Origin of the sequence: Amycolatopsis sp. NBC_00355 (assembly GCF_036104975.1) — a bacterium.
GTDB lineage: Bacteria > Actinomycetota > Actinomycetes > Mycobacteriales > Pseudonocardiaceae > Amycolatopsis.
On sequence record NZ_CP107982.1, the window covers coordinates 7752623 to 7776669 of the forward strand.

The following is a 24047-nucleotide window of genomic DNA, read 5'->3' on the forward strand; positions in this document are numbered from 1 at the left end:
CCGGCTAGCGTGGCCGTCATGTCCGTCAGCGACGAGTTCTACGTCAGCAACAGCCGGTTCACCGAACCGGGCCCGCAGGCGGGCTGGCTCGACGGAACCCCGCGTGATGTAGCAGCTCTGCGTGAAGCCTCCTCTCAGCTGGTCTTCCACTACTGGGCCCAGGGCGACATCACGCAGCACGGCTTCCCCGCTTCGCGTGGCGAAGAGATCAACCTGCGCTACGCCGAGGACATGTTCGCCCGCCTGCGCGAACTCGACCCGACGCCGCCCGGCGGCCCGCGCGGGCCGCTGCACCGGATCGTCGGCTGCTGTCGCGACTTCACCCTCCTGTTCGTCTCGATGGCCCGCCACCACGGCATCCCGGCGCGCACCCGCGTCGGGTTCGCGAGTTACCTGGTGCCCGGCTGGTACCTGGATCACGTCGTCGCCGAGGTCTGGCTCGACGGCGCCTGGCGGCTGGTGGAGCCGCAGATGCCCGCCGGGTTCCGCGACCCTGTCGACGGCTCGGCGCTCGACCTCCTCGACGTCCCCCGCGACCGCTTCCTGGTCGGCGCGAACGCGTGGACCGCCGCCCGCGCCGGCGACGTCGACCCCGCCCGGGTGGTCGTCTCGCCGGACCTGGACGTGCCGTTCCTGCGGGGCCTCCCGTACGCGCGGCACAACCTCGTGCTCGACCTCGCCGCGCTGAACAAGCACGAGATGATCCTGTGGGACCTCTGGGGCGTGATCGACGACGACGCCGCCGAACTCGCCCCAGCCGACCTGGCCCGGGCCGACGAACTGGCGGAGCTGATGGCCGACCCGGACATCGACCAGCTCCGGGTGGTGTACGAAGCCGACGACGTCCGGGTGCCGCCGGTGATCCGTTCGGTCACCCCGCCGGGGCAGGTCCCGGTCGAGGTCGTGCTGCGGTGACTAAGGCGCGATGCCGTGCAGGACGGTCTTGACCACGGCCTCCAGCGAGGGCGGGTCGAGGGGGCCGGTGTGCGGGAAGACCGCACCCAGGACCGACTCGTGGCAGAAGCCGACCAGCACGGCCGCCGCGGCGTCCACTTCGGACTCCGGCGCCAGCCTGCCGAGGGCGCGCTCCTCACGCAGGTAGGCCACCAGACGATCCCGCCAGTAACCGGAGCGCTCGCTGATCTCCGCGAACCGCTCCAGCACCGACGGACGGCCGGCCAGACCGCGGAACGCCGGGACGATCGCCCGGTGCAGGGCGACGCCGAACTCCAGGTGCCGGCGGAGGTTGCCGTCGAGAGTGCCTTCGCCGGCCACCGGTAGTTCGCCGAGGTCGGCCTCGGTGCGCTGGACGTGCTCCAGGAGGGCCCTGGCCAGCAGCTCCTCCTTGTCGGAGAAGTGGTTGTAGAGCACGCCGTCGGCGACGCCGGCCTGGCGAGCGATCGCGCGCACGGTGAGGCCGGTCGTGCCGTGCGTGGCGATCATCTTCTCGGCGGTCTCGATCAGCAGGTCGTGGAGCGACTGCCCATCCCGCTGAGCCGCGGCTTTCCTCGGTGACATCACCGCCATCGTAGGGGCATGGGCGGGGTTCCTTTCTGTGCCGAGCCGGGGTGGGGCGGGTGATTGGGGTTGGGCGGGCGTGGTGGGCGGGCGCGCGGGATGGTCGCGACGGGGAAGGCGCTTCGGGGCGGATGGTGATTGGGATCTGGGGTTGAGCGGTGGTTGGAGGGCGCGCGGTTGCGTGAGGAAGGGTCGGAGGCGCGGTAGGTGCGGCCGTGGTGGGGGAGTGGCCGGATGTATGGGATCTGGGCGGCTGCGGTGGAGGAGCGCGCGCGATGCAGCGTGGGTGTGGCTGCGGTGGCAAGTGGGGCTTGGGCGTGGTGCGGGTGGTCGTGTTGGCAGGGGTGGGTCGGGCGACCGCAGCGGAGGAAAGCGCGCGCGGTGCGCAGTAGGTGCGGTCGTGGTGGGAGGTGGCTCGAGAAGGCCGGATGGACAGGATCTGGGTTACCGCGGTGTACGAAAGTGCGCGATGCGCGGTAGGTGCGGCTGTGGTGGGGAGTGGCTCGGGGTGGACGGGATCTGGACTGCCGCGGTGGAGGAGGAAGTGCGCGATGCGCGGTAGGTGCGGCCGTGGTGGGGAGTGGCTCGGGGTGGCCGGATGGATGGGATCCGGGCGGCCGTGGTCGAGGAGCGTGCGCGAGGCCTCCTGGGTAGCTGCGCTGGGAAGTGGGGCTTGGGCGTGGTCGCGTGGGTGGTCGCGTGGCCCGGTTGGATCAGGGCCTTCTTCCGGTCACGAGCCAAGCTTGGCCTCGGAGTTTGACCGCGTCTGGCCCGGCGAACGGTTTCAGTGCTTCGGTGAGTGCCCTCCTTGCCTGGGCTGCTGTGTCCGGGTCCACCTGGCTCAGGTGGTGGCGGACCGGGCCCCAGTCCGTGATGAAGGCTGTTGCGTCCGGGATGTCCCGGCCCCAGATCTGGTCCGCCTCGACGTGGGTGGACTGCACCTCCTCGAAGCCCGCCTCCGTCAGGACCTCCCGGGTGTGGGACGGGTCCGCGAATGACGTCGGGCCGCTGCCGTCCGGGCCGGTCGGCTGGGGGAGGTATGGCGCCATCGCGCCGAACACGCGGCCGAGGTCGGTGTTCGCCAGCGCTGTCATGCACAGGAACGCCAGGCGGCCTCCTGGGCGCAACGCTCGGTGGATGTTCGTGAACGCCGCCACCGGGTCGGCGAAGAACATCACGCCGAAACGGCTTGTCGCCAGGTCGAATGCGCCCTCCGGGAAGGGGTGGATCTGGGCGTCACCCTGCTCGAAGGTGATGTTAGTCAGCGACGACGAGCGCGCGCGTGCTGTCGTGAGCATGGGGCCGGACAAGTCGACGCCCATTGCGGACGCGGCTCGGGCCGCCGCCAGGCGGGTCAGCTGGCCGTTGCCGCAGCCGATGTCCAGTACTCGGTCCGATCGGGTTACCAAGTCCAGGACGGAAGCGTTGAAGCCGCCGTTCACGCCGTCGTAGCGGTCGGCGTGGGACGCCCAGTGCTCTCCCTCGTAGCCGTTCCATGCCTCTGCCTGCGCCGTGTTGACGACCTCGGTCATCGTCCGTCCCTTCGTTATGAACATACGTTCATGAACACTCGTTCATAGTCGCGCGAACACCGGGAAGACGTCAAGACCACGGACAGGTGATCCGCAGAGCCGCCAGCCGTGCCGGGTCGGCGATCACGTCGTAGCCGGTCACTTGCTCGCCCTCGATCGCCACCACCAAGGCGAGCCGCAGCCGGCCGCGTGGGGCCACGACTACGCCGACAGCGCCGTTGATCAGGGCCGGTTCCGCGAAGTGCGCCCGCTTCCCGAACACCTGCGTCTCCTCGGCCACCGCCCGGGCGCCGCGGACTTCCAGCGCCGTGCCCACCGGCAACGCGGCCGCGTCGGCGCGGCGGATGACGTCCGGGGCCAGCACCGTGAGCAGCTCGTCGAGGTCGCCGCCGCGGGCGGCTGCCAAGAACGCGTCGACGACCCGGCGGTGGCGGGTGAGGTCGGCGTCGGGCAGGGGAGACGTGCCGCGGACTCGTTGCCGCGCGCGGCTCGCGAGCTTCTTGGCCGCCACCGGCGTGCGATCCAGCACCGGTGCGATCCGGGCGAACGGCACCGCGAACAGGTCGTGCAGCACGAACGCGACCCGCTCGGCCGCGCCGAGCGCGTCCAGCACGACGAGCAGCGCGCGGCCGACCGAGTCGGCCAGCTCCACCTCGCCCGCCGGGTCGGCGTCCGCGATCGGCTCGGGCAGGAGGTCGGCGGGGTCTTCCCGGCGCGCCTTCCGCGACCGCAGGACGTCGAGGCAGACGCGGGCGACGACCGTGGTCAGCCAGGCCGCGACGTTGTCGACGCCGTCCGCGCGGCTCAGCCGCAGCCACGCCTCCTGGACGGCGTCGTCCGCCTCGGCCGCCGAGCCCAGCATCCGGCCGGCCAGCCCGCGCAGCCGGCCGCGCTCGGCCTCGAACCGCTCCGCCAGTTCGTCCATCGGTCACCTTTCGCGCGCGTCAGCCGTCGCCATCCTGACGAATCCCCGCGACCCGAGGTGACCGATGAGCTTGCTGACCCCCGCCGACCTGGGCGGCTGGCGCCTGCCGAACCGCGTGGTGCTGGCGCCGACGACCCGCGCCCGCGGCTGCGTGCCCACCGACCTGCAGGCCGAGTACTACGCGCGACGAGCGGGCGCCGGGCTCGTCATCACCGAGGGGACCTGGGTGAGCGAACGGGCCGTCGGCTTCCCGAACGTCCCCGGCGTGCACACCGACGAGCAGGTCGCCGGGTGGCGGCGGGTCACCGACGTCGTGCACGCGCTCGGCGGGCGGATCGTGCTGCAGCTGTGGCACACCGGCGCCGTGTCGCACGCGGAGCTCATCGGCACGCGGCCCGCGGGGCCGTCCGCGGTCGATCCGCAGGAGTACGTCCACACGGCCACCGGACGGCGGCCCGCGGTGACGCCCAGGGAGATGAGCGCCGGCGAGATCCGGCGGACCGTCGAGGACTACCGGACGGCGGCCGGGAACGCCCGGCGCGCCGGGTTCGACGGGGTCGAGGTCGCCGCGCACGGCGTCTACCTGCTCGCGCAGTTCCTGCACCCGCGGCTGAACCGGCGCCGCGACGCGTACGGCGGTTCGGCGCGGGCCCGGCGGAAACTGGTCCTCGACGTGGTCGATGCCGTGGCCGGGACCGGGATCGCCGTGGGTGTGCGGCTCGCGCCGTACTGGACCGGCGGACTGTTCACTGTGGACGACGCGCTCCGGGCCGACCTCGACGAGCTGGTCCGCGACCTGGACCGGCTCGCCTACCTGCACCTGCGAGGCCCGGACACCGGCCCGGACTTCGCCGCCTTCGCGCGCTATCGGCGGCTGTTCGACGGCGCGGTGATCGTCAACAACGGCTTCGACCGGGACTCGGGGGACGCCGTGGTCGAGGCCGGGATCGCCGACGCCGTCTCGTACGCACGCCACTTCGTCGCCAACCCGGACCTGGTGACGCGGTTCGCGCTCGGCCGCGAACTCGCCGCCGGCGACCCGGTGACGTACTACGGCGGCGGGGTCGCCGGCTACCTCGAGCACCCGGAGGTCGCCGCCGTGTCCGGGTAGGACGGTCATTCCGGGCACCAGAGGGCCAGCTCACTCCCGCCCGGCTCGCGGAAGTGGAACCGCCGCCCGCCGGGGAAACCGAACGGTTCGACCGTCACCACCCCGCCGGCTTCCTCGACGGCCGTGCGGGCGGCCGCGAGGTCGTCCGTGCGGATCGTGACCAGGGGCGCGGGGGCTTGCGCGGCCGCGTCCGCCTGGAACCCGAAGGTGATCCCGGCGGCCCGGACGTCCGCGTACTCCGGGCCGTACGGCGTGACCGCCCACCCGAACGCGCGCTCGAAGAACCGGCCCGACGCCGCGGACGACGTGGACGGGAACTCGACGAAGTCGACTTCGTACATGCCGCCGACGCTAGCGGCGACCACCGACAAAACCGGCCGGCGATATCGGCCGGATGGCCATTCGTCCGCGACCGGACGACCGATGTGACGAGGCCGGCGGCCCGCGAAGCTCGTCCCATGAACACGAGCACGAAGATGATCGGCGTCGGCGCGGCACTGGTGGTCACCCTGACCGGGTGCGGTCTCAAGGAAGGCCTCGACGAGAACGCGAACGGGCACGTCAAGACCGTCGGCTACGAGAGTGGCGCGGAAGGCAAGAAGAACCAGGACGCGCGGCTGCCGGGCTGGGTGCCGGACCAGGCGAAGGCCGTCACCGAGGTCATCCGGACGACCGGTTCCGAGCGGCTCCTGAAGTTCACGACGGCGGCATTGCCGGCCACCTGCGTGCTGGGCGCGCCCACGAAGACGGCGGCGACGCTGACCGCCGACTGGTGGCCGCGCGGCGCGGAGACCCGGACCGACCGGATCTGCGAGGACTGGCACGTCTTCGCCACCGGCGGCGCGGTGTTCGCCTACAAGCCGGAGACGATCGAGCAGAAGCCGTGACTCAGGCGGGGCGGCCCGCGCCCGCGTAGTCGTCGCCCTTCGAGTGGTACGTGTGGATCTGGATCGCCTGGCCTTCGGTCGGCGCGTTGATCATCAGGCCGTTGCCGAGGTACAGCCCGACGTGGTGGATCCGGGTCGCCGGGCTGCCGTAGAACACCAGATCGCCCAGTCGCGGCTCCTGCGACGGCGGGACCGCCGGGATCGAGCGGAACTGGCTGTCGGCCGTCCGCGGCAGGGCCACGCCCGCGCTGTCGTACGACGCCTTCGTCAGGCCGGAGCAGTCGAAGCCGGCCGCGCCCGCGTCCGGGCCGTTGCCGCCCCAGACGTACGGGAGGCCGAGCTGGCCGAGGGCGAACCGGGCCGCCCGGACCGACGGGGTATCCGCGCGGGACGGGTCGAGCGAGAGCGTCGCGTACAGCTGGGCCGTGCCGAGCACGCGCTGGCGGAACAGCTCGCTCTCGCTGCCCGGGTGGTAGGTCGCGATGGCCTTCCACCAGCCCGGGCCGGCGCCGAGGTCGGTGCCGCCCGCGCAGAGCGCGCGGCCGGCCGCGACCGACGACGAATCCGGGGTCGCGCCGTACTTCCTGGCCTGCGCCGCCGACAGCCCGAGCAGGTTCTCGCCGCCGCGACCGTGGTTCGACGCGGCCGAGCCGACGCCGGCGAGCGTGACCCACGAGAGGTGGCACGACGGGTCTTCCTGCCGCAGCGCCAGCTCGCCGTTCGCGTAGCCGATGAGCGCGGGCGCGGGGATGTCGAGGGGCCCGGCCAGCTGGTCGGCCCACTGCTGCAGCGGGGATTTGCCGCCCGCGCCGGACGCGCCCTGACCCGGCTCCCGGGCCTTCACCGGCGCGCTCACTTCGAGCACCGAAGGACCCGAAGCCGCGCCGTCGGCCACCGGCAGCGGCGCGGGGGCCGGTGCGGGCTCCGGGGTGCGGTCCGCCAGCAGCCAGCCCGCCGTGACCAGCCCGGCGACGAGCGGGAGCGCGACGAGGCCGCGCAGGGCCGCACCACGAGCCCAGGAGGTCGGCTTGGTCGTCACGGGGTCCAACTTAGAAGAGCGCACCTCTGTGTGAACGAGCGAGCGGCTTGCACGTTAGGGGGACTCCCATATGGTGGGCACATGCCTGAGATCGACGCCGCCCGCTTGAGCGCGGCGCTCAAGGACCGCTACGCGAAGATCGACGTCGTCGACACGACCGGGTCCACCAACGCCGACCTGCGCAAAGCCGTCGACGACGGCGCCGCGGACCGGACCGTGCTGCTGGCCGAGACGCAGACCGCGGGGGTCGGCCGGCGCGCGCGATCGTGGAGTTCGCCGAAGGGCGCGGGGTTGTACCTGAGCGTCGCGCTGCGGCCGTCCGGCGTGTCGTTCGCGGCCCTCGGGTCACTGTCCGTCGTCGCCGGGCTCGCCGTCCGGGCCGCCGCGGCCGGTCTCGGCGTCGAGGCCGTGCTGAAGTGGCCGAACGACGTCCTCATCGGCCGCGCGAAGTGCGCCGGCATCCTCGCGGAAGCCGTCGCGGGAGCCGACCCGTCGATCGTGCTCGGGATCGGGCTCAACGTCCTGCCGCTCGGCGACGTCCGGCCGGGGCCCGGCGGGCTGCCCGCGACGTCGCTCGCCGAGCACGGCGCCACGACCACCGACCGCACCGACGTCGCCATCGCGCTGCTGTCGGAGTTCGACGACCTCGAACGGCGCTGGCGCTACGCGGCCGGCGACCTCACCGAAGCCGGCCTGCTCGGCGACTACCGCGCCCACTGCGCGACCCTCGGCCAGGACGTCGAGGTGCAGCTGCCGGACGGCACGTCCCTCGTCGGCCGGGCCGCCGACATCGACGCCTCCGGGCAGCTCCAGGTCGACATGGCGGGCGGTCAGCGGCACACCGTGTTCGCGGGTGACGTGGTGCACGTACGCCCGGCCTGAAAGTTTGGGGCGTTGCACGTACCGGCCAGGCGTCTCGCCGGTACGGTGGGACGACACCGCCGCACCGACCTTGGGAGCGTCCGCCGTGGCTTATCCGGACGATTTGCTCAGCGAGCAAGAGCACGTCGTGGTGCACAGTCACCCGCACTTCAAGATGCTGATCTTCCCGACGCTCGCGTTGCTGCTCACCCTGGGCGCGGGCACCTGGCTCGCGATCCTCGCGAGGGACGCCGGCTCGCCGTGGAACACGGTCGGGCTGATCGCCATCGGGGTGGTCGCTCTCGTGCTGGTCGTGTGGCTGTTCCTCACGCCGTTCGTGCGCTGGCGCACCACCCACTTCATCGTGACGACCGATCGCCTGATCGCCCGCGAGGGTGTGCTGAAGCGCACCGGCATCGACATCCCGATGAGCCGCATCAACAGCGTCCAGTTCGAGCACGGCCTGCTCGACCGGGTCTTCGGCTGCGGCACGCTGATCATCGAGTCGGCGTCGCACGAGCCGCTGCGGTTCGAGGACATCCCGCACGTCGAGCGGGTGCACACGGTGATCTACCGCGAGGTCAACGACAACCCGAACGACGACTACCACGCGCCGGCGCCCCAGCAGACCGAGCCGTTGCCGCCGCAACCGCGCGGCGACCGACGACGCTGATGGGCACGCGCGAACTGGGCCTGCCGGAACGGGTCCCCGCCACGGGTGAGTTACCGGAGCGGGTCACGATCTGGGAGGTCGGCCCGCGGGACGGCCTGCAGAACGAGAAGACGATCGTCCCGGTCGAGGTCAAGCTGGAGTTCCTCCACCGGCTCGCCGTGGCGGGCCTGACGACGCTGGAGGCGACCAGCTTCGTGCACCCGAAGTGGGTGCCGCAGCTGGCCGACGCCGAGCAGCTGCTGGCCGGGCTGGACCGCCGCGACGGCGTCCGCTACCCGGTGCTGGTGCCGAACGAGCGCGGGCTGGACCGCGCGCTCGAAGCAGGCGTCGAGCACATCGCGATCTTCGCGAGCGCGACGGAGACGTTCGCGCGCAAGAACCTCAACTCGTCGCTGGACGAGCAGTTCGCGATGTTCGAGCCGGTCGTCACGCGGGCTCGCGAGGCGGGCCTGGACGTCCGTGGCTATCTCTCGATGTGCTTCGGTGACCCGTGGGAAGGCGTCGTGCCGGCGAAGCAGGTCGCCGACGCGGGCCGCCGGTTGCTCGAACTGGGCTGCACGCAGCTCTCGCTCGGCGACACCATCGGCGTCGCGACGGCCGGGCAGGTCGAGACCCTGATCGGGCTCTTCGGCGATGTCGGTACTTTGGCCGTGCACTTCCACGACACCTACGGTCAGGCTCTGGCCAACACCCTGGCGGCGCTCCGATGTGGAGTGTCTACTGTGGATTCGTCGGCGGGCGGCCTCGGTGGCTGCCCGTACGCCGAGTCGGCCACGGGCAACCTCGCCACCGAGGATCTCGTGTGGCTGCTGGACGGGCTCGGCGTCGACCACGGCGTCGACCTGGCCGCCCTGGTGGCGACCAGCACGTGGATGGCGGGACAGCTCGGTCGCCCGAGCCCGTCCCGGGTGGTCGCCGCGTTGAGCTGACCTCGGTTCACCCGGCCGTGGCGGGGTGCGGTATCAAGGGGGACCGGCAGCGCCGCGGCCGCGTCGAAGAGTTCTGTGCCCGTGGGCACCGACCGAGCCGGAGGATGGGTGTGACCGAGCCTTCCGAGGCGGGCTCCGAGCCGGTCGAGGCCGACGTCGAGGCCGATCTGGACACGGGGCCGATCCGGCTGCCCGGTTACGGCTTGACGGACTCCGGCGCGTTCGAAGAGGCGCCGACGCCGCCCTCGGGCAGCCCCTCGGCGTGGCCGCACGCGGTGTCGCCGCTGCTGCCGCCGTTCCCGCTGCCCCCGGCACCCCCGGTACCGCCTCCGCCGGCGCCCGCCGGGCCGCCTCCGCCGGTCGCGGGCCCGCCGATGAGCCCGGGCTCGCCCGCGCCGCTGCCGCCGCTCGGCTCGCCGCGCACGGAACGGGAAAGCGTCGTCGCGCTGTTCCTGGTCCACATGTTCCCGATCGGGCACCTGCCGATCGCGATGGACCGGCCCGCGTTGCAGCTGCCGCTGCCCGACGACCCGGACGGCTTCCCGCCGAACGACCACCCGGACGCCCGGCTGATCTTCGACGACCAGGCGCTCACCAACGTCACCGCCGGGTTCCGCCGGTCGCCGACCGCGGCGCCGCTGCCGGTCCCGCGGTACGTCACAGTGGACTACGTGCCGTACGCGCACGCGACGCAGGCCGTGTGGATCCGCCGGTTCGTCGTCGGCGACGGCCCGCTCGGGCCCGAGTACGCCTGGCCGCCGGGCGAGCAGTACCCCGACGGCAGCCTGGACCCCGCCGAGCCGGTGATGGTCCCGGTCGACACCGTGCTCGACCGCTTCGGACCGGCGTACGGGCGGGTTTTCGCCGCCGACGGCACGCCGTTCGGGGAACGCTCGCTGCCGCCGGGCACGCGCGACGCCGAGTACCGGCGGTACGTCGTCGTGCGCAAGGTGCCGATGTGGCGCTCGGAATCGGCGCACTGGTTCGGTCAGGTCGGCGGTGGCACCCGGTACCGGGCCCTGCTGGGAGCGGACGAACTCGTCACCCTCGGCTACCTGGCCGAGGCCAAGGGGGAGGACGCATGAACACGCAGTCGATCCAGCGCTGGCTCGGTGTGCTGGGGGTGCCGACCGAGGTCGTCTCGCTCGGCGCCGAGGTCGACAACGCCTGGTGCCTGATGCAGGGCGAAGACGGGGCGTGGGAGGTGTTCTGGCGCGAACAGGGCAACCGCTACGACTGGGCCCGGTTCACCAGCGAACAGGTCGCGTGCCACTACCTCTTCGGCCGGCTGGCCTGGGCGCAGGTCGCCCGCGGCGCCGTCGGCCTGCTGCCCGGCAAGTGACGTGCCGTGAAGGTCTCCTTACCGGCCGTAAGAGCCGGTAAGGAGGCCTTCACGGCTTTGGGCTCAGGACACGGCGTAGGTGAAGAAGTGTGCGGCGCCGGCGCCGGTGGACGCCGGCAGGGTGACGCTGCGGACCTGCTTGGCCGGGTCCAGCGCGATCGGCGCCGTGGCGAACAGGTACGACGTGTACGGCCGCGACAGCCGGAACATGTACCGCGGGAACGCCGAGTTCACGTACGGCACCTGCGCGACGACGGTGTTCCCGAACCGCGGGGTCTCCGTGCCGCCTTGGAGCAGCCACTCCGACAGGCCCAGCGAACCCTGGTGCGCCGAGCCGTCGGTGTAGGTGACGGTCACGTCGCCCTGCGCGTCACCGCCGGTCGCCGAACCGAGGAACGACAGCTTCGTCGCACCCGCCGGGGCCTGGACCGCAAGCGTTTGCCCCGCGGCGACCACGTTGTCCGGTGACCCGGCCGGGCTCGAGGGCCAGGTGAACTCCCGCACCTTCGCGCCCGGCTTGATCCCGCTCGTGGCCAGGCCCTGGGCGGAGTAGGCGAACTGGCCGGGGTAGAGGTCCGTCTCGCCGAAGTCGCCGTACTGGACGAACCGGTCGTCCGTGACGCCGACGTTCGTGCTCGCCGCCTGCAGCGTCCCCGGCTTCCCGACGGTCACCGGCAGGTACGACGGCAGCTGCCCGCCGAACTCCACCGGCACGCTCGTGTACGCGTCCGGTGCCCCGGCCGCGGCCGTCACCTTCACCTGTTGCGACGCCGTGCCGTGAGCGCCCACGGTGAGCGTGCCGCTCGACGGCGTCACGGTGATCCCGGCCGGCGGCTTCGCGTGCCAGGTCACCTTGCCCTGGCCGGTGATGCCTTCCGCCGTCACGGTCGCCGGCGTCGAGCCACCGGGCGCGACGACGATCCGGCCCGGGCCGACGCGGCCGCGCACCGGCACCTCGCCGTCGCGGAAGGACGGCGGGACGTCACCCTTCGCCGAACCCCACGACGTCGGCGACGTGCCGAGGCTGAAGTCCAGCCGGCCGCCGTTCACCGCGAACGACTCCGGCAGCCACGGCTTCGTGCTCGCCTCACCGTTGACGTTCAGGCTCTTCACGTACTTCACCGAGCTGGACGCGCCGGGCGCGGTGATCGTGATCCGCTGCCCGGTCGCCCGGGTGAGCGTGATCTTCGGGAACATCGGGCTGGCCAGCACCATCTCGGCGCGCCCGGGCGCCTCCGGGTACATGCCGAGCGCGGCGAACACGTACCACGCCGACGTCGCGCCGAGGTCGTCGTTGCCGGGCAGGCCGTCCTCGCCCGGCTTGAACAGCAGCTCCGCCGAGCGGCGCACGATGTCCTGCGTCTTCGACGGCGCGCCCGCGTACGCGTACTCCCACGGCACCTCGAACGACGGCTCGTTCGACATGAACGCGTACGGCGAACTCGCGTCGCTGTTCAGCTTCGTGAAGAAGAAGTCGAGACGCTTCTTGACGGCGTCGTCGCCACCCATCGCGTCGAAGAGGCCGCGGACGTTGTACGGCACCATCCACGTGTACTGCGCCGCGTTCCCTTCCTGGTAGCGCATTTCCTGGTACTCCGCGGGATCGAACGGCGACAGGAACCGCCCGTCGCGCATCCGGGTCTGCAGGTAGCCGGTGGCCGGGTTGTAGACGTTCTCCCAGTACTGCGCGCGGGTCATGAACTGCTGGTAGGTGTCCTTCTGGCCGAGCCGTTGGGCCAGCTGCGCGATGCCGAAGTCGGCGGTGGTGTCTTCGAGCATGTCGGAGACGTTGTTGGGGTGGTAACCCAGCGTCTGGTAGTCCGACAGGCCCGGGCGTTCGAGTGCGCGTTCGCCGGCCTGCTGGACGCGGGTGGCGCCGGTGACCATCGACTTCAGCGCCTGCGATGCGTCGAAGTCCGTGGCGCCGAAGGCGTACGTGCTGGCGATGATCGAGTGGTACGGGTCGCCGCCCATCACGCCCATGAAGTCGTTGTTCTGCGACCAGCGGTCCCAGACCCCGCCCGCCTGGTTCGCCTGGTTGAGCATCGACTGCGCCATGTCGGCGGCCTCGTGCGGGGCGAGCATCGAGAGCAGCTGGACCTCGTCGCGGTAGGTGTCCCAGCCGGAGAAGTTCGCGTACTGCGCGTGGCCCGGTTTCGCGCGGTGGATCGCCTTGTCGAAGCCCGGATAGCGACCGTCCACATCGGAGAAGACGTTAGGCTGCAACAAGGTGTGGTAGAGCGCGGTGTAGAAGGTGTGCGTGGCCGCGTCCGTGCCGCCTTCGACGGTGATCTGCCGCAGCCGGTCGTTCCAGGTCTGCCGGGCGTGGGCTTTGACCGTCTCGAAGGAGTCGTGACGTTGCTCCGCGGCGACGTTCAGCCGTGCACCGGCGGCGTCCACATAGGACAGGCCGACGCGGACCTGCACCGGCTTGGCCGGGTCGAAACTCAGGTAGGCGCCCGAGCCGCCGTCGGCGGTGACAACCTGCTTGTCCCAGGTCGCCTTGCTCAGGTCGCCGCCGCGGGCGGTGGTCGCGCCCGGGGTCACGGTGGCGTCCTGCCAGGTGCCGGACGTCGTGAACGGCTGGTCGAAGGAGGCCGTGAAGTAGACCTTGTAGGTGTTGGGGCCGCGGCAGAAGTGCCCGCTCGAGACCCAGCCTTCGACGGTCCGCTTGGCCGGGTCGACGGTCACCGACGCGTCGTCACTGCCCATCGCGGACTGGGCGACGTCGATCAGGAGCGTCGCGGGGGAGTTCTTCGGGAAGGTGAAGCGGCCGAGGCCGGAGTGCTGCGTCGCGGTCAGTTCGGTGGTGATGCCGGAGTCGGTCTTCACCTTGTAGTAGCCGGGGGACGCGGATTCGTCGGCGTGGCTGAAGGTGGGGAAGTACTTGGTGGCGTCGACGGCAGGTGACGTCGTGATGGTCCCGGCGAACGGCAGGAACGGGACGTCGCCGGCCGCGCCGCCGCAGCCGGCGCCGTTGAAGTGGGTGAGGCTGAAACCGCGGAGCCGGTTCTCTTCCCAGGCGTAGCCGCCGTCCCGGTCGCGGGCGTAGTACCGGCCCTGCCCGGCGGGCGGCTTGGGCTGCAGGGGCGTGTCGGGACTCCACTGGACCATGCCGAAGGGGACGTCGGCGCCGGGGAAGGTGTCGCCGGCGTAGGTGTTGGTCTCGGGGGTGTCGCCGGCCTTGGCGCCGACGAAGGGATTGACGTAGGCGGCGAGGTCCTTGACGTGGGCGGGCTCGGCGTAGGCGGGGGTGGCCACGGCTGTGACCAGGGGAACGATCAAAGCCGCGGTGACGACTCTGCGCATGCTCTTCCTCCCGGGGTGAGCGGGTCACCACGGGCCTGACAACGTTGTCAGAAAGCAGGGGTGGCCCGGCGAGCACTGGGAGTGAATCACCGGCGGTTCCGGCCGGTCAAGAAGTGCCCGCCAAGCGGCCTATCCCGTCAACGCTTGAGGATCCCGAGGACGTCGTCGTGGAGGAGGCCGTTCGTCGACAGCGCGCTCCCGTTGTCGTACCGGCCCGCGCCGTCCAGGTCCGAGAAGCGGCCGCCCGCTTCCGTGACGATCACCTGCGCCGCCGCGACGTCCCAGGGGTTCACGATGCACTCGGCCGCGACGTCCATCGCGCCCTCCGCGACCAGGACGTGCTGCCAGAAGTCGCCGAACGCGCGGGACTCCCAGCACACGTCGAGCAGCTCCAGGTACTTCTCACGCGAGTGGTACTCGCGCCACGAGTTCACGTCTGTGGTGGACACGTAGGCGTCCGAAAGGGAGGAAACGCCGGAAACCGACAGCTGCCGGGTCCCGGCGGAATCCGAAGAGAACGCCCCCGAACCCGTAGCCGCCCACCAACGGCGGCCCAGCAGCGGCGCGCTGATCATGCCGACGACCGGGTCGCCGTCGACCACCAGGGCGATCAGGGTCGCCCAGACGGGTACACCCCGCAGGAAGTTCTTGGTGCCGTCGATCGGGTCGAGCACCCAGGCCCGGCCGGTCGCGGCCGAGCCGCCGCGCTCCTCGCCGAGCACCGCGTCTTCCGGCCGCTCCGCCGCCAGAGCCGCGCGGATCGCGTCTTCGACCGCGGTGTCCGCGTCGGTCACCGGGGTGCGGTCGGGCTTGCGCTCCACCCTCAGGTCCAGGGCGCGGAAGCGCGCCGTCGTGATCGCGTCGGCGGCGTCAGCCAGCCGGGTGGCGAGGACCAGATCATCTCCGTAGCCAGGCACGGTCACGATGGTTTCACGCCTCCCCGCCGTAGAGTTGGCCAGGTGAGCATGGTCCTACTCGCCGAAGACGATCCGGCTATCGCCGAACCGCTCTCCCGCGCCCTCGAACGTGAGGGATACGAGATCCACGTCGTCACCGACGGCCCTTCGGTGCTCGACGCCACCGCCGCCCAGCGCGTCGACTTGCTCGTCCTGGACCTGGGGCTGCCCGGGATGGACGGGCTGGAGGTCTGCCGGCGCCTCCGGGCCAACGGCACCGAGCTGCCCGTCCTGATGCTCACGGCCCGCACGGACGAGGTCGACTTCGTCGTCGGCCTCGACGCGGGGGCCGACGACTACGTCGCCAAGCCCTTCCGGCTGGCCGAGCTCCTCGCCCGGATCCGCGCGCTGCTGCGCCGCCGGGTGCCCGAGGTGCTCGAGGCCGGCGGGGTGCGGATGGACCTCGGGGCCCGGCTCGTGACCGTCGACCTGCACGAGGTGCAGCTGGCGAACAAGGAGTTCGAGCTGCTGCGCGTCCTGATGAGCCGCGCCGGGCAGGTCGTCAGCCGCGACGAGATCCTCGCCGAGGTCTGGAACGACCTCGAGTCGAAGACGTCCAAGACGCTCGACATGCACATGTCGTGGCTGCGGCGGAAGCTCGCGATCGCCGCCGACGAGGCCGCCGGCCGCACCAGCAAGACCCACGACGGCGAACGGCGGATCGCCACCGTCCGCGGCGTCGGCTTCCGCTTCAACGCCGAATAAGCCGTGCGCCGCCGCATCCTGCTGGCCATCCTCCTCGCCGTCGCGGTCACCGCGGCGGTGCTCGGCATCCCGCTGGGCATCGTCGCGAGCTGGCAGATCGAGTCGAGCTACCGCGAGACACTCGCGGAGAACGCCCGCGCGGCGGCGGCGATCCTCGACACGGAGATCGCGAACGGCCAGGACATCGACCTCGACCAGGTGCGGGCCGCGGTCCCGGCCAACGGGCTGCTGACCGTCCGCGCCAGCAACCAGATCGAGAAGCGCTACGGGAGCGACCCGGGCGCCGACACCGTCACCGAGACGGCCGACCTGGCCCGCGACGGCAAGGTCGAGATCGCCGTCCCGGCCGGCCCGATGCACGAGCGGCAGACGACCGTGACGCTGGTCGTCATCCTGCTGGTGCTGCTGTCGATCGGCACCGGCGCGGTGGTCGCGCTGGTGACGGCGCGGCGGCTGGCCAAGCCGCTGCGCCACGTCGCCGAACGCGCGTCCCGGCTCGGCGGCGGCGACTTCCGGCCCGACCCCAGCCGCTACGGCGTCGGCGAGCTCGACATGGTCGCCGAGGCCTTGGACGCCTCCGGCACCGCGCTCGCCCAGCTCGTCCAGCGGGAACGGCAGCTGGTCGGCGACGTCTCGCACCAGCTGCGCAGCCGGCTGACCGCGCTGCAGCTGCGGCTCGAACCGCTCACCATGCACCCGGACGACGAGGTGGCCGACGAGTCGAAGGCCGCGCAGGAACAGGCCGACCGGCTCGCCGAGGCGCTCGAAGGGCTGCTGGCGGCGGCGCGCGCGGCGCGTGAGGTCGGCGCCGAACCCGTCGACCTGCCGAACCAGCTGCCCCAGATGTCCCAGGAGTGGCGTGAGCTGCTCCGCTCGGAAGGCCGGAACCTGCGGATGCGGGTGGCCGACGGGCTGATGGCGCGGGCCACCCCCGGGCGCCTGCGCGAGGTCGTCGGCGTCCTGCTGGACAACGCGCTGCGCCACGGCTCGGGCACGGTGAGCGTGGCCGCCCGCCGCGGCGACGCCGAGGGCACGGTGGTGATCGAGGTCAGCGACACCGGCTCCGGCGTCCCCGACGAGCTCGCCCCGCACATCTTCGAACGCGGTTTCTCCGGCGGCGGCTCCACGGGTGTCGGGCTGGCGCTGGCGCGCGCGCTGGTCGAGGCCGACGGCGGCCGGCTGGAGCTGTCGAACCGCCGCCCGGCCGTGTTCAGCCTGTTCCTCAAGGTCCCCAAGCCGAGCGACGTCCCCGAGGTGCGGTGGCCCGCGGAGCGCGTCCCGCGCTAGTCGACGTCGGTCAGCAACGGTCACTCCCGGTAATGGGAGGTGAACGCGGCCGCGTTCTCACGCGCCCAATCCTGGAACGTTCGCGGCGGCCTGCCGAGCAACCGCGCGACGGTGCCGAAGACGACGTGCTCGTGCGCGGCGGACTCCCGCTTGAGCCCGAAGAAGCCGTCGACGGCTTCGGCGGGCCAGCCGTACATCCGCGTCATGCGTTCGCGAGCGGTGGCTTCGGGCTCTTCGATGTACTTGATCGTGCGGCCGGTCGCTTCGGAAAGGACGGCGACCTGCTGTTCGGTGGTGAGTGCTTCGCCGCCGGTGAGTTCGTACGTCGCGCCTTCGTGGCCGGACGTCGTGAGTGCGAGGGTCGCGACCGCGGCGATGTCCCGGACGTGCACCAGCGCGGACGCCGGATCACCTTCGGGCACGTACACAGCGTTCTCTTCGCGAATCGTGCGCAGCCACGCGAAGCGGTTGTCCATGAACGCGCCGGGCCGCAGGATCGTCCATGCCGGACCGGCTTCGCGGACGGCCTGCTCGGCTTCGGCGTGGGCGCGGGTGATCGGATCCTTCTGTCCGAAGTGGACACCGGTGGTGGACAGCTTGACGAGGTGGCTGACACCCGCACGGGCGGCGGCGTGCGCGACCGCGCGTTCGCGGGTCACGCTGTCGCCTTGCGTCAGCACGAAAACGCGGTCCGCGCCGTCGAGCAGCGCGGGCAGGTCGGCGGTGTCGAGGTCGGCTCGGACGACGTCGGCGCGCGGGTCGATCCGGGCCTTCGCCGGGTCACGCGTGAGTGCGCGGACCGCGGCACCGGCGTCGAGCAGGGCGGGAACGAGGGCGCGGCCGACTTTGCCGGTGGCGCCGAGGACGAAGATCATCGGAATTCTCCTAGTGGTGGTCGCGGAGCGGCACGTGCGGGAGCGCGATCGCCGTGACGAGGGCGAGCGCGAGCACGGGCAGCAGGGTGAGGAACACGCCGTGGGTCCCGGCGCTGAAGGATCCGGCGCTGAAAGATCCGGCGCTGAAGGATCCGGCGCTGTAGGCGAAGCCGAGCGCGACCGGGCCGAGGGCCGAGCCGAGCGCGCGGGCGAGGTTGACGCCGGCGGCGACCGCGCCCCGGTCCGCGGCCGGCGCCGTGTTCTGCGTGGCCATCGCGAGGACCTGCAGGTTGAGCCCGGCCGCGAGACCGAAGACGACGAGGCAGCCGAGGATCGCCGGGAGGGGGCGGTGTTCGCCGAGCGTCGTCAGGCCGAGCACGGCGAGCAGGCCGAGCGCCGTGCTCAGCCGCGGCGCCCAGCGATAGTGGCCGGTGCGGGCGATGATCCGGCTCGCGACAGCCGACGAGACCGCCACGGCGATCGTCATCGGCACCAGCCGCAGGCCGCCTTCCGCCGGGCCGGCGTCGGCCTGCAGGAAGACCGCGATGTAGGTGATCGAGCCGAGGAACGCGAACCCGGTGAGCACGCTGAGCACGACGGCCACGGTGAAGGTCCGATCGCGGAACAGCCGCAACGGCAGCACGGGCGCTTTCGCCCGTCGTTCGACGAGGACGAAGGTGACGGCGGCCGCGGCGCCGCAGGCGATCGACCACGGCGTCAGCAACGTGAACCCGGTGATCGTCGAACCGAGCAGGACAACTCCGGCGAAGTCGAACGGCGCTTCGCGACGACGTCTCGGCAGGTCGAGTTGGTGCAGCAAGGCGACGGCGGCCAGCCCGAGCGGCAGGTTGACCAGGAAGATCGACCGCCACCCGGCCAGGCCGGTGAGCAGCCCGCCGACGACCGGACCCGCGAGGGAGGCGACGGCGAAGCAGATCGAGAACCATCCGAAGTACTTCGCGCCTTCGCGAGGCGTGAACATTTCGCCGAGCGAAGCGCCGACGGAGACGAAGAGACCTCCGGAGCCGGCGCCCTGCAGGACGCGCCCGGCGACCAGCAAGCCGGCCGACGGCGCCAGGCCGCAGGCGAGCGAACCGAGCAGGAAGAGGGTGAGTGCGCCCAGGAGCACACGTTTGCGCCCGAAGACGTCACCGAGCTTGCCGTAGAGCGGTGCGGTGACGCTCCCGGCGAGCAGGTAGGCGGTGGTGACCCAGGCGTACGCCCCGGTCCCGCCGAACTCGGCGGCGATCCGCGGCAGCGCGGTGGCGACGACCTGGGCGTCGAGCATCGCCAGGAAAACGGCCAGGAACAGGCCGATGAGGGCCGGCTTTTTGACATGTTTCAGTTGAGCGCGCGAAGGCGCGGTTGTGATCAAGGGATGTCCTCGTGAAGAAGGGACGAGAGATGTCCGGACGCGCAGGAAAACGCGTCCCGTCGAGTCGGGAAAAGGCTCCATCGTCACCCGCGGACGGGTGCGACCTCTTCGCGCTCGGAAACCACCTCGAATCGTCCCGCGCGCCCGGCCGAACCCGGACGGCGTCCTCACGAAGGAACACTGACGAAGTTGACTGTAGACAACTACATGTCAGGAGACAAGTACTTTTCGAAGAGTGCTCAGCGCAGGCGGGTCACGTCGCCGTTGTCGCGCCGGCGCTCGCCGAGCTCGTCGGGGAAGACCCACTTCTTGAAGCCCCAGAAGCGGAAGAACATCGCCAGCAGCATGCCGATGATCGACCCGCTCGCGAAGTCCGCGACCTCCTGCACCAGCCGCGTCACGTGGGGGACTTCGAGATCCAGCACGTACCGCGAGACGTACAGCGGGATCAGGTTCACCACGACCGCGATGCCGCTGATCACGAAGAACAGCGCGGCCTCGTGGGTGCGTTCCCGGCCGCCGCGGGTGCGGAACGACCACTCGCGGTTGAGGATGTACGACACGATCGTCGCGACGATGATCGCGATGGCCTTGGCGGTGGTCGGCTTCGACTCGAGCACGCTCAGCTTGAGGAAGTACCAGACCCCGTTGTCGACCACGAACGTCGAACCGCCCACGATCGCGAACTTGAGCAGCTCCCGGTGCTTGATCAGCACCGAACGCAGTGGCTCCGGCGTGCGCTTGAGCACGGTCTCCACAACGGTCACACGACCCAGTCTAGGAGCACACCGCCGTGACCTGTGGCTCAGGCGGCCTTGCTGCCGTGAATGTCCGGATCGTCCGCGGTCTCCGCGGCCGCGGCCACGGACCGGGCGGCTTCCTCCGGGAAAACCCACTTCTTGAACGCCCACCAGCGGAACGCCGTGCCGAGCAGGGTGCCGATGATGATGCCGCTGACGAAGTCGGCCACTTCGACGCCGAACGGCGAGAGCTGCGGCGCCTGCAGGTGGAGGACGTACCGCGAGAACCACTGCGGCAGCGCGTTCAGGCCCAGGGCGATGCCGCTGATCAGGAAGAACAGCGCGGCCTCGTGGTGGCGTTCGCGGCCGCCGCGGGTGCGGAACGACCATTCGCGGTTGGCGACGTAGGAAAAGATCGTCGCGACCAGGACACCGATGATCAGCGCCGTGACCGGGTGGGTCCGCAGGACGGTGAACTTCAAGCCGTAGTTGACGGACATCGTGATCACGAAGCTGATCCCGCCGACAACGGCGAAGCGGAGGAGCTCGCGATGCTTTTTCAGCAGCTCGCGCACCGCGCGGACGCTACCCGGTCAACCAGCCGAAAGCCCTTTCGGGGGTGACCGTCGGCTGCTTGTCGCCCGGTTTGCCGGGAACCGGTGGAGCGCTTGAGGTCGTCGACGGCGACGGTGGGGTTTTTGTCGGTTCCGGCTCGCTCGTCACCGGCGGTGTGCTGGACGGAGTGTGCGACGGCTTGGGCTTCGACGGCGTCGTCGTGGTGGCCGACGTCGAGGGGCTGGGCGTCGGCGGCTGTGGCAGCGGGTCCTTCCCGCACCAGTGGTGCCAGCAGCCGAAGTCGACGGTCACCGGCCCCGCCGACGCCTTGCCGAGCTGCGCGCCGATCGTCACCTGCCCGTCGTCGGGCCGGCCCTTCAGCCGCACCCACAGGTTGACGTGCTGGCCGGGGGCCACCGAGCCGGTCGTCGTGCAGCTCGCGCCCGCGGCGGTCGGCGTGCACGGGAAACCGCGCAGGCTCCACCACTGCCAGAGCGCGTGGTCGAAGGTGACCGTGACCGGCCGGGTCGTCTCGCCGGTGTTGCGGACGCGCACGTAGACCAGCGGGTTGCGGGTCCAGGGGAACGCCGAGAGGCCGTCACCCTGGGCTTCCAGGACCACGGCGTCCGGCGGCTGCTTCACGGTGACCTTGACGCTGACGTCGACGTTGATCTGCACACCGGCGGTGACCGAGCCGGTCACCGTGCCGCCCTGGGCGTCCTCGTCGGCCTCGAGCCGGAAGTTGAGCGTCGCGCTCTGGCCGGGCTGCAGGCCGGCGCCGGTCTTGCACGTCACCGTGCCCTCGCCGCCGGGGCAGTTCACCGAAATCGGGGCCGCCGCGTCCTGCGCGAACGCCATCGGCGCACCGCCGCCGCCCGACTCGACGGCGTGGACGCCCGGCGGCAGCTTCAGGGCCACGGCCACCGGCTCGGACGGGCTGCCGCCGTCGTTGCGCACGGTGATCGGCAGGCTGACGGGCCCGGCGCCGGGCTGCAGCTCGACGCCGTCCGGCGGGGTCGTCGCGGACATCTTCGCGGGCGCCGGGGCGGGCGGGGCCGGCGTGGGAGCCGGCTCCGGAGCGGGTGCGGGCGCGGGCGCCGGCGGCGGGACGACGGGCGCGGGCGGGGGTTCGACCGGCGGCGCGGCAGGAGGCGCCGGTGGGGCCGGGGGCGCGGGCGGCGCGGGTTTCGGCGGCGCGGGCGGCTGGACCGGCTGGACGACCGCCGGCGGCGGCACCTGGGCCGCGACGGGGACCTCCTGCGCCCCGCCTCCGGCCGTCAGCGCGATGACGACGGCCGCGACGACCGCCGTCCCGGACGCGGCGACCCCGGCGAACTGACGGGGACCCGCGGCGGCGGCACCGGCCGCGGCGCCCGCCTTGCCCCCGGCCGCCGCGGCTCCGGCGGCGGCCGCACCGGCGGCGGCCGCGGTGGCCGCGCTCGCCTTGGCCGCGCCGATGGTCGCGAGGTAACCCAGCGCGGCGCCGCCGAGGACGATCGGGGCGATGATCGCGCGCAGGCCGCCGTTGACGTCGGCCAGCTCCGCGGCCAGCGCCCGGCAGTTGTCGCACTCATCGAGGTGGCTCTCCACCTGGGCGCGCTCCCGCTTGGACAGCCCGTCGCGGGTCCACGCGCCGAGCCGCTCGGCGCAGGCGCGGCAGCGTTCCTCGGCGTTCTCCTGCAGGTGGACCTGCAGATACGCCTGCCGCAGCCCTTCGCGGGCGCGGTAGGCGAGCGCGGAGACGCCGTTCGCGGTCAGTCCCAGCAGCGGCGCGACCTCGGCCGGGCTCTGCTGCTCGATCTCGGTGTGCCAGAGCACGGCCTGCCAGCGTTCGGGCAGCCGCGCGAACGCCTTCGCCGCCATCGTCCGCTCGAGCCCGGCGACGGCGGTGTCGGAGAACGGGACGGTCAGCGCCTCGCCCGCGGCGCCGCCGACGTCGGTCATGTCCTCGTTGAGGTCGATCCGGCGTTCCTTGCGCGTCCGGTCGTACGCGGTGTGGCGAAGGGCGGTCAGCAGGTACGCCCGGAAGGCGGTATCCGGTCCCTTGCCACCACGGAGCGTGTCCAGCACTTTCGCGAAGGCCTCGGACACCAGATCGTCGGCCTCGGAGCTCGAGCGGGCCAGCTGACGGGCGAGGTTGTGCGCCGCGCCGGTGTGGCGTTCGTACAGACCGCCGTACGACGCGATCTTCCCGGCGCGGACCTCCGCGATCAGCTCGGCGTCACTCTTTCCGCTGAGATCGGCGGGAATGGTGGACACGGCACTCCTCGGTCGGCTAAGGCCTGGACCTGCCATTACAGGCGGGCCCGGGGCACGAGGCAAGTGTGACTGACCCGCCCCGGGCGGTCACGTCGTGGTGGGGGTGAAGCCACCGACGGCGCAAGAAAATCACCCGCCTCCGGCGAGCGCCGGAGAAAAGCTTCTTAACAAAACTGGTGAGTACGCCGTCACGGGGTACTCCGTCGACCGTCCTCATCGTGAAGCACCGAGCAAGATCGACACGGACCGGACGAAAGGGGCGGTGGCCTGTGGATGTTCCGGCAACCGGTATGCGGTCCGGCCCCGGTGACGTTCCGTCCACCGCCGAGCGCGACCGCACCCTCCGGGCCCTGCGCGGCCGCTGGCGCACGGCGAGCCTCGCCGCCGGCTGGCGCTTCCCGAGCGACTGGGCGTTGCCCGAGGTCGACGCCGTCTGCGCGGCCGTGCTGAACAAGGGCCGCGTCGAGGCCGCCGAAATCGCGCTGGCCGGGCTGGCCCGGGCGCGTGCGGCGGCCGGCGCGGGCCTCGCCGAAACCCTCGCCGACCTGGCCGCGCTGCACGCGGTGCTCGACCACGGCGGTGACGGGTTCGTCTCACCGGACGTCGACGCGACGCCGTCGCGGCTGCTCCGGATGACGGCGCTGGCCTGGGCGGACGTCGCCACCGACCAGCTCGTGCACACCGAGGTCACCGACCCGCTGACCGGCCTGCCCTCGGCCGCCTACCTGCGGACGCGGCTCGTCGAGGTCTACCAGGCCGCCGCGGCCCGCGAGCGCCCCGCGGCCGAGGAGCACATGCTGCTGGTCGTCTCGCTGGACCTCAGCACCGTCGCCGGGTTCCCGCGGCTGACCGGGATGATCCTGGTCGCGGACGCGTTGCGGGCGGTGTTCGACAGCGGGCAGAGCGTCGCTTCGCTCGGGCCGTCGGTCGTCGCCGCGCTCGTCCAGCGGGACGACAAGGTCGCGTCCCACGGCGTCGCGCTGCGAAGGGCGTTGCACGAGCGGTTGTCGGTCGACGCCCAGCTCGCGGACGCCGGTCAGCCGCGCGTCTCGGCGGTGCGGCTGCCCGCCACCCACGAATCCGCCTGCGACCTGCTGGCCCGGCTCGCCCGGGTGTAGAACACCCGGAAAGTCCGGTTCCGCCCGGACCCTTCTGACCTGGACCCGGGC

General features: G+C 71.9%; 23 protein-coding genes. 11 read left to right on the plus strand and 12 right to left on the minus strand.

Annotated features, from left to right (window positions below; genetic code table 11):
• Nucleotides 1–18 precede the first annotated feature (18 nt).
• On the plus strand, nt 19–915 hold the full coding sequence (locus OHS18_RS35705; protein ID WP_328613741.1) for a transglutaminase domain-containing protein: 897 nt from the start codon (nt 19–21) through the stop codon (nt 913–915).
• On the opposite strand, the gene OHS18_RS35710 is transcribed toward OHS18_RS35705, so the two are convergent.
• The 3 genes from OHS18_RS35710 to OHS18_RS35720 all read right to left on the minus strand — a co-directional run bounded on the left by OHS18_RS35710 (nt 916) and on the right by OHS18_RS35720 (nt 3975).
• On the minus strand, nt 916–1518 hold the full coding sequence (locus tag OHS18_RS35710; protein WP_328445069.1) for a TetR/AcrR family transcriptional regulator: 603 nt from the start codon (nt 1516–1518) through the stop codon (nt 916–918).
• Nucleotides 1519–2231: 713 nt separating this feature from the next.
• Complete coding sequence (locus OHS18_RS35715; RefSeq protein WP_328613742.1) at nt 2232–3050, minus strand: class I SAM-dependent methyltransferase; 819 nt, start codon at nt 3048–3050, stop codon at nt 2232–2234.
• Nucleotides 3051–3120: 70 nt separating this feature from the next.
• Nucleotides 3121–3975: a sigma-70 family RNA polymerase sigma factor gene (locus tag OHS18_RS35720; protein ID WP_328613743.1), complete on the minus strand. Its 855-nt coding sequence runs from the start codon at nt 3973–3975 to the stop codon at nt 3121–3123.
• 64 nt (nt 3976–4039) lie between these two features.
• Between OHS18_RS35720 and OHS18_RS35725 the strand changes: the two genes are divergently transcribed.
• Nucleotides 4040–5086 (plus strand): alkene reductase, encoded by a 1047-nt coding sequence (locus tag OHS18_RS35725; protein WP_328613744.1) that lies wholly within the window; start codon nt 4040–4042, stop codon nt 5084–5086.
• A 5-nt stretch (nt 5087–5091) separates the two neighbouring features.
• On the opposite strand, the gene OHS18_RS35730 is transcribed toward OHS18_RS35725, so the two are convergent.
• Nucleotides 5092–5427: a VOC family protein gene (locus OHS18_RS35730; RefSeq protein ID WP_328445062.1), complete on the minus strand. Its 336-nt coding sequence runs from the start codon at nt 5425–5427 to the stop codon at nt 5092–5094.
• 117 nt (nt 5428–5544) lie between these two features.
• Between OHS18_RS35730 and OHS18_RS35735 the strand changes: the two genes are divergently transcribed.
• Nucleotides 5545–5973 (plus strand): hypothetical protein, encoded by a 429-nt coding sequence (locus tag OHS18_RS35735; protein WP_328445060.1) that lies wholly within the window; start codon nt 5545–5547, stop codon nt 5971–5973.
• A gap of 1 nt (nt 5974) precedes the next feature.
• Here OHS18_RS35735 and OHS18_RS35740 read toward each other — a convergent pair whose 3' ends face one another.
• On the minus strand, nt 5975–7012 hold the full coding sequence (locus tag OHS18_RS35740; RefSeq protein ID WP_328613745.1) for a C40 family peptidase: 1038 nt from the start codon (nt 7010–7012) through the stop codon (nt 5975–5977).
• An 81-nt stretch (nt 7013–7093) separates the two neighbouring features.
• On the opposite strand from OHS18_RS35740, the gene OHS18_RS35745 reads away from it, so the two are divergent.
• From OHS18_RS35745 to OHS18_RS35765, 5 genes are all read left to right on the plus strand, one after another.
• Complete coding sequence (locus OHS18_RS35745; RefSeq protein ID WP_328613746.1) at nt 7094–7894, plus strand: biotin--[acetyl-CoA-carboxylase] ligase; 801 nt, start codon at nt 7094–7096, stop codon at nt 7892–7894.
• 85 nt (nt 7895–7979) lie between these two features.
• Nucleotides 7980–8546: a PH domain-containing protein gene (locus OHS18_RS35750; protein WP_328613747.1), complete on the plus strand. Its 567-nt coding sequence runs from the start codon at nt 7980–7982 to the stop codon at nt 8544–8546.
• Nucleotides 8546–9475, plus strand: coding sequence for a hydroxymethylglutaryl-CoA lyase (locus tag OHS18_RS35755; RefSeq protein ID WP_328613748.1), 930 nt, complete (start codon nt 8546–8548; stop codon nt 9473–9475). Before OHS18_RS35750 ends, OHS18_RS35755 begins: the two co-directional genes overlap by 1 nt.
• 104 nt (nt 9476–9579) lie before the next feature.
• Nucleotides 9580–10560, plus strand: a complete 981-nt coding sequence (locus OHS18_RS35760; protein ID WP_442875305.1) for a TNT domain-containing protein — start codon at nt 9580–9582, stop codon at nt 10558–10560.
• Nucleotides 10557–10817 carry a hypothetical protein gene (locus OHS18_RS35765; RefSeq protein WP_247060908.1) on the plus strand — a complete coding sequence of 87 codons (261 nt, stop codon included), beginning with the start codon at nt 10557–10559 and terminating at the stop codon, nt 10815–10817. Before OHS18_RS35760 ends, OHS18_RS35765 begins: the two co-directional genes overlap by 4 nt.
• A 63-nt stretch (nt 10818–10880) precedes the next feature.
• Here OHS18_RS35765 and OHS18_RS35770 read toward each other — a convergent pair whose 3' ends face one another.
• Together OHS18_RS35770 and hisN are read right to left on the minus strand one after the other, a co-directional pair.
• Complete coding sequence (locus OHS18_RS35770; RefSeq protein WP_328613750.1) at nt 10881–14126, minus strand: GH92 family glycosyl hydrolase; 3246 nt, start codon at nt 14124–14126, stop codon at nt 10881–10883.
• 137 nt (nt 14127–14263) lie between these two features.
• On the minus strand, nt 14264–15049 hold the full coding sequence (gene hisN / locus OHS18_RS35775) for a histidinol-phosphatase (protein ID WP_328613751.1): 786 nt from the start codon (nt 15047–15049) through the stop codon (nt 14264–14266).
• Nucleotides 15050–15091: 42 nt separating this feature from the next.
• On the opposite strand from hisN, the gene OHS18_RS35780 reads away from it, so the two are divergent.
• Together OHS18_RS35780 and OHS18_RS35785 are read left to right on the plus strand one after the other, a co-directional pair.
• Nucleotides 15092–15787 (plus strand): response regulator transcription factor, encoded by a 696-nt coding sequence (locus OHS18_RS35780; RefSeq protein ID WP_155549497.1) that lies wholly within the window; start codon nt 15092–15094, stop codon nt 15785–15787.
• 3 nt (nt 15788–15790) lie between these two features.
• The gene (locus OHS18_RS35785; RefSeq protein ID WP_328445046.1) at nt 15791–17074 is read left to right on the plus strand and encodes an ATP-binding protein; all 1284 of its coding nucleotides are present in this window, start codon (nt 15791–15793) and stop codon (nt 17072–17074) included.
• Between the two features lie 20 nt (nt 17075–17094).
• Here the strand turns inward: OHS18_RS35785 and OHS18_RS35790 are convergent, their stop codons facing one another.
• The 5 genes from OHS18_RS35790 to OHS18_RS35810 all read right to left on the minus strand — a co-directional run bounded on the left by OHS18_RS35790 (nt 17095) and on the right by OHS18_RS35810 (nt 22878).
• Entirely contained in the window at nt 17095–17949 is an 855-nt protein-coding gene (locus tag OHS18_RS35790) for an NAD(P)H-binding protein (protein WP_328613752.1), read from the minus strand.
• A gap of 10 nt (nt 17950–17959) precedes the next feature.
• Nucleotides 17960–19324: an MFS transporter gene (locus tag OHS18_RS35795; RefSeq protein WP_442875306.1), complete on the minus strand. Its 1365-nt coding sequence runs from the start codon at nt 19322–19324 to the stop codon at nt 17960–17962.
• A gap of 239 nt (nt 19325–19563) precedes the next feature.
• On the minus strand, nt 19564–20091 hold the full coding sequence (locus tag OHS18_RS35800; protein ID WP_328445039.1) for a GtrA family protein: 528 nt from the start codon (nt 20089–20091) through the stop codon (nt 19564–19566).
• Between the two features lie 38 nt (nt 20092–20129).
• Nucleotides 20130–20639, minus strand: coding sequence for a GtrA family protein (locus OHS18_RS35805; protein ID WP_328613753.1), 510 nt, complete (start codon nt 20637–20639; stop codon nt 20130–20132).
• Nucleotides 20640–20649: 10 nt separating this feature from the next.
• Complete coding sequence (locus OHS18_RS35810; protein WP_328613754.1) at nt 20650–22878, minus strand: sigma-70 family RNA polymerase sigma factor; 2229 nt, start codon at nt 22876–22878, stop codon at nt 20650–20652.
• A 269-nt stretch (nt 22879–23147) separates the two neighbouring features.
• On the opposite strand from OHS18_RS35810, the gene OHS18_RS35815 reads away from it, so the two are divergent.
• Nucleotides 23148–23996, plus strand: a complete 849-nt coding sequence (locus tag OHS18_RS35815; protein ID WP_328445033.1) for a GGDEF domain-containing protein — start codon at nt 23148–23150, stop codon at nt 23994–23996.
• Nucleotides 23997–24047: the final 51 nt, after the last annotated feature.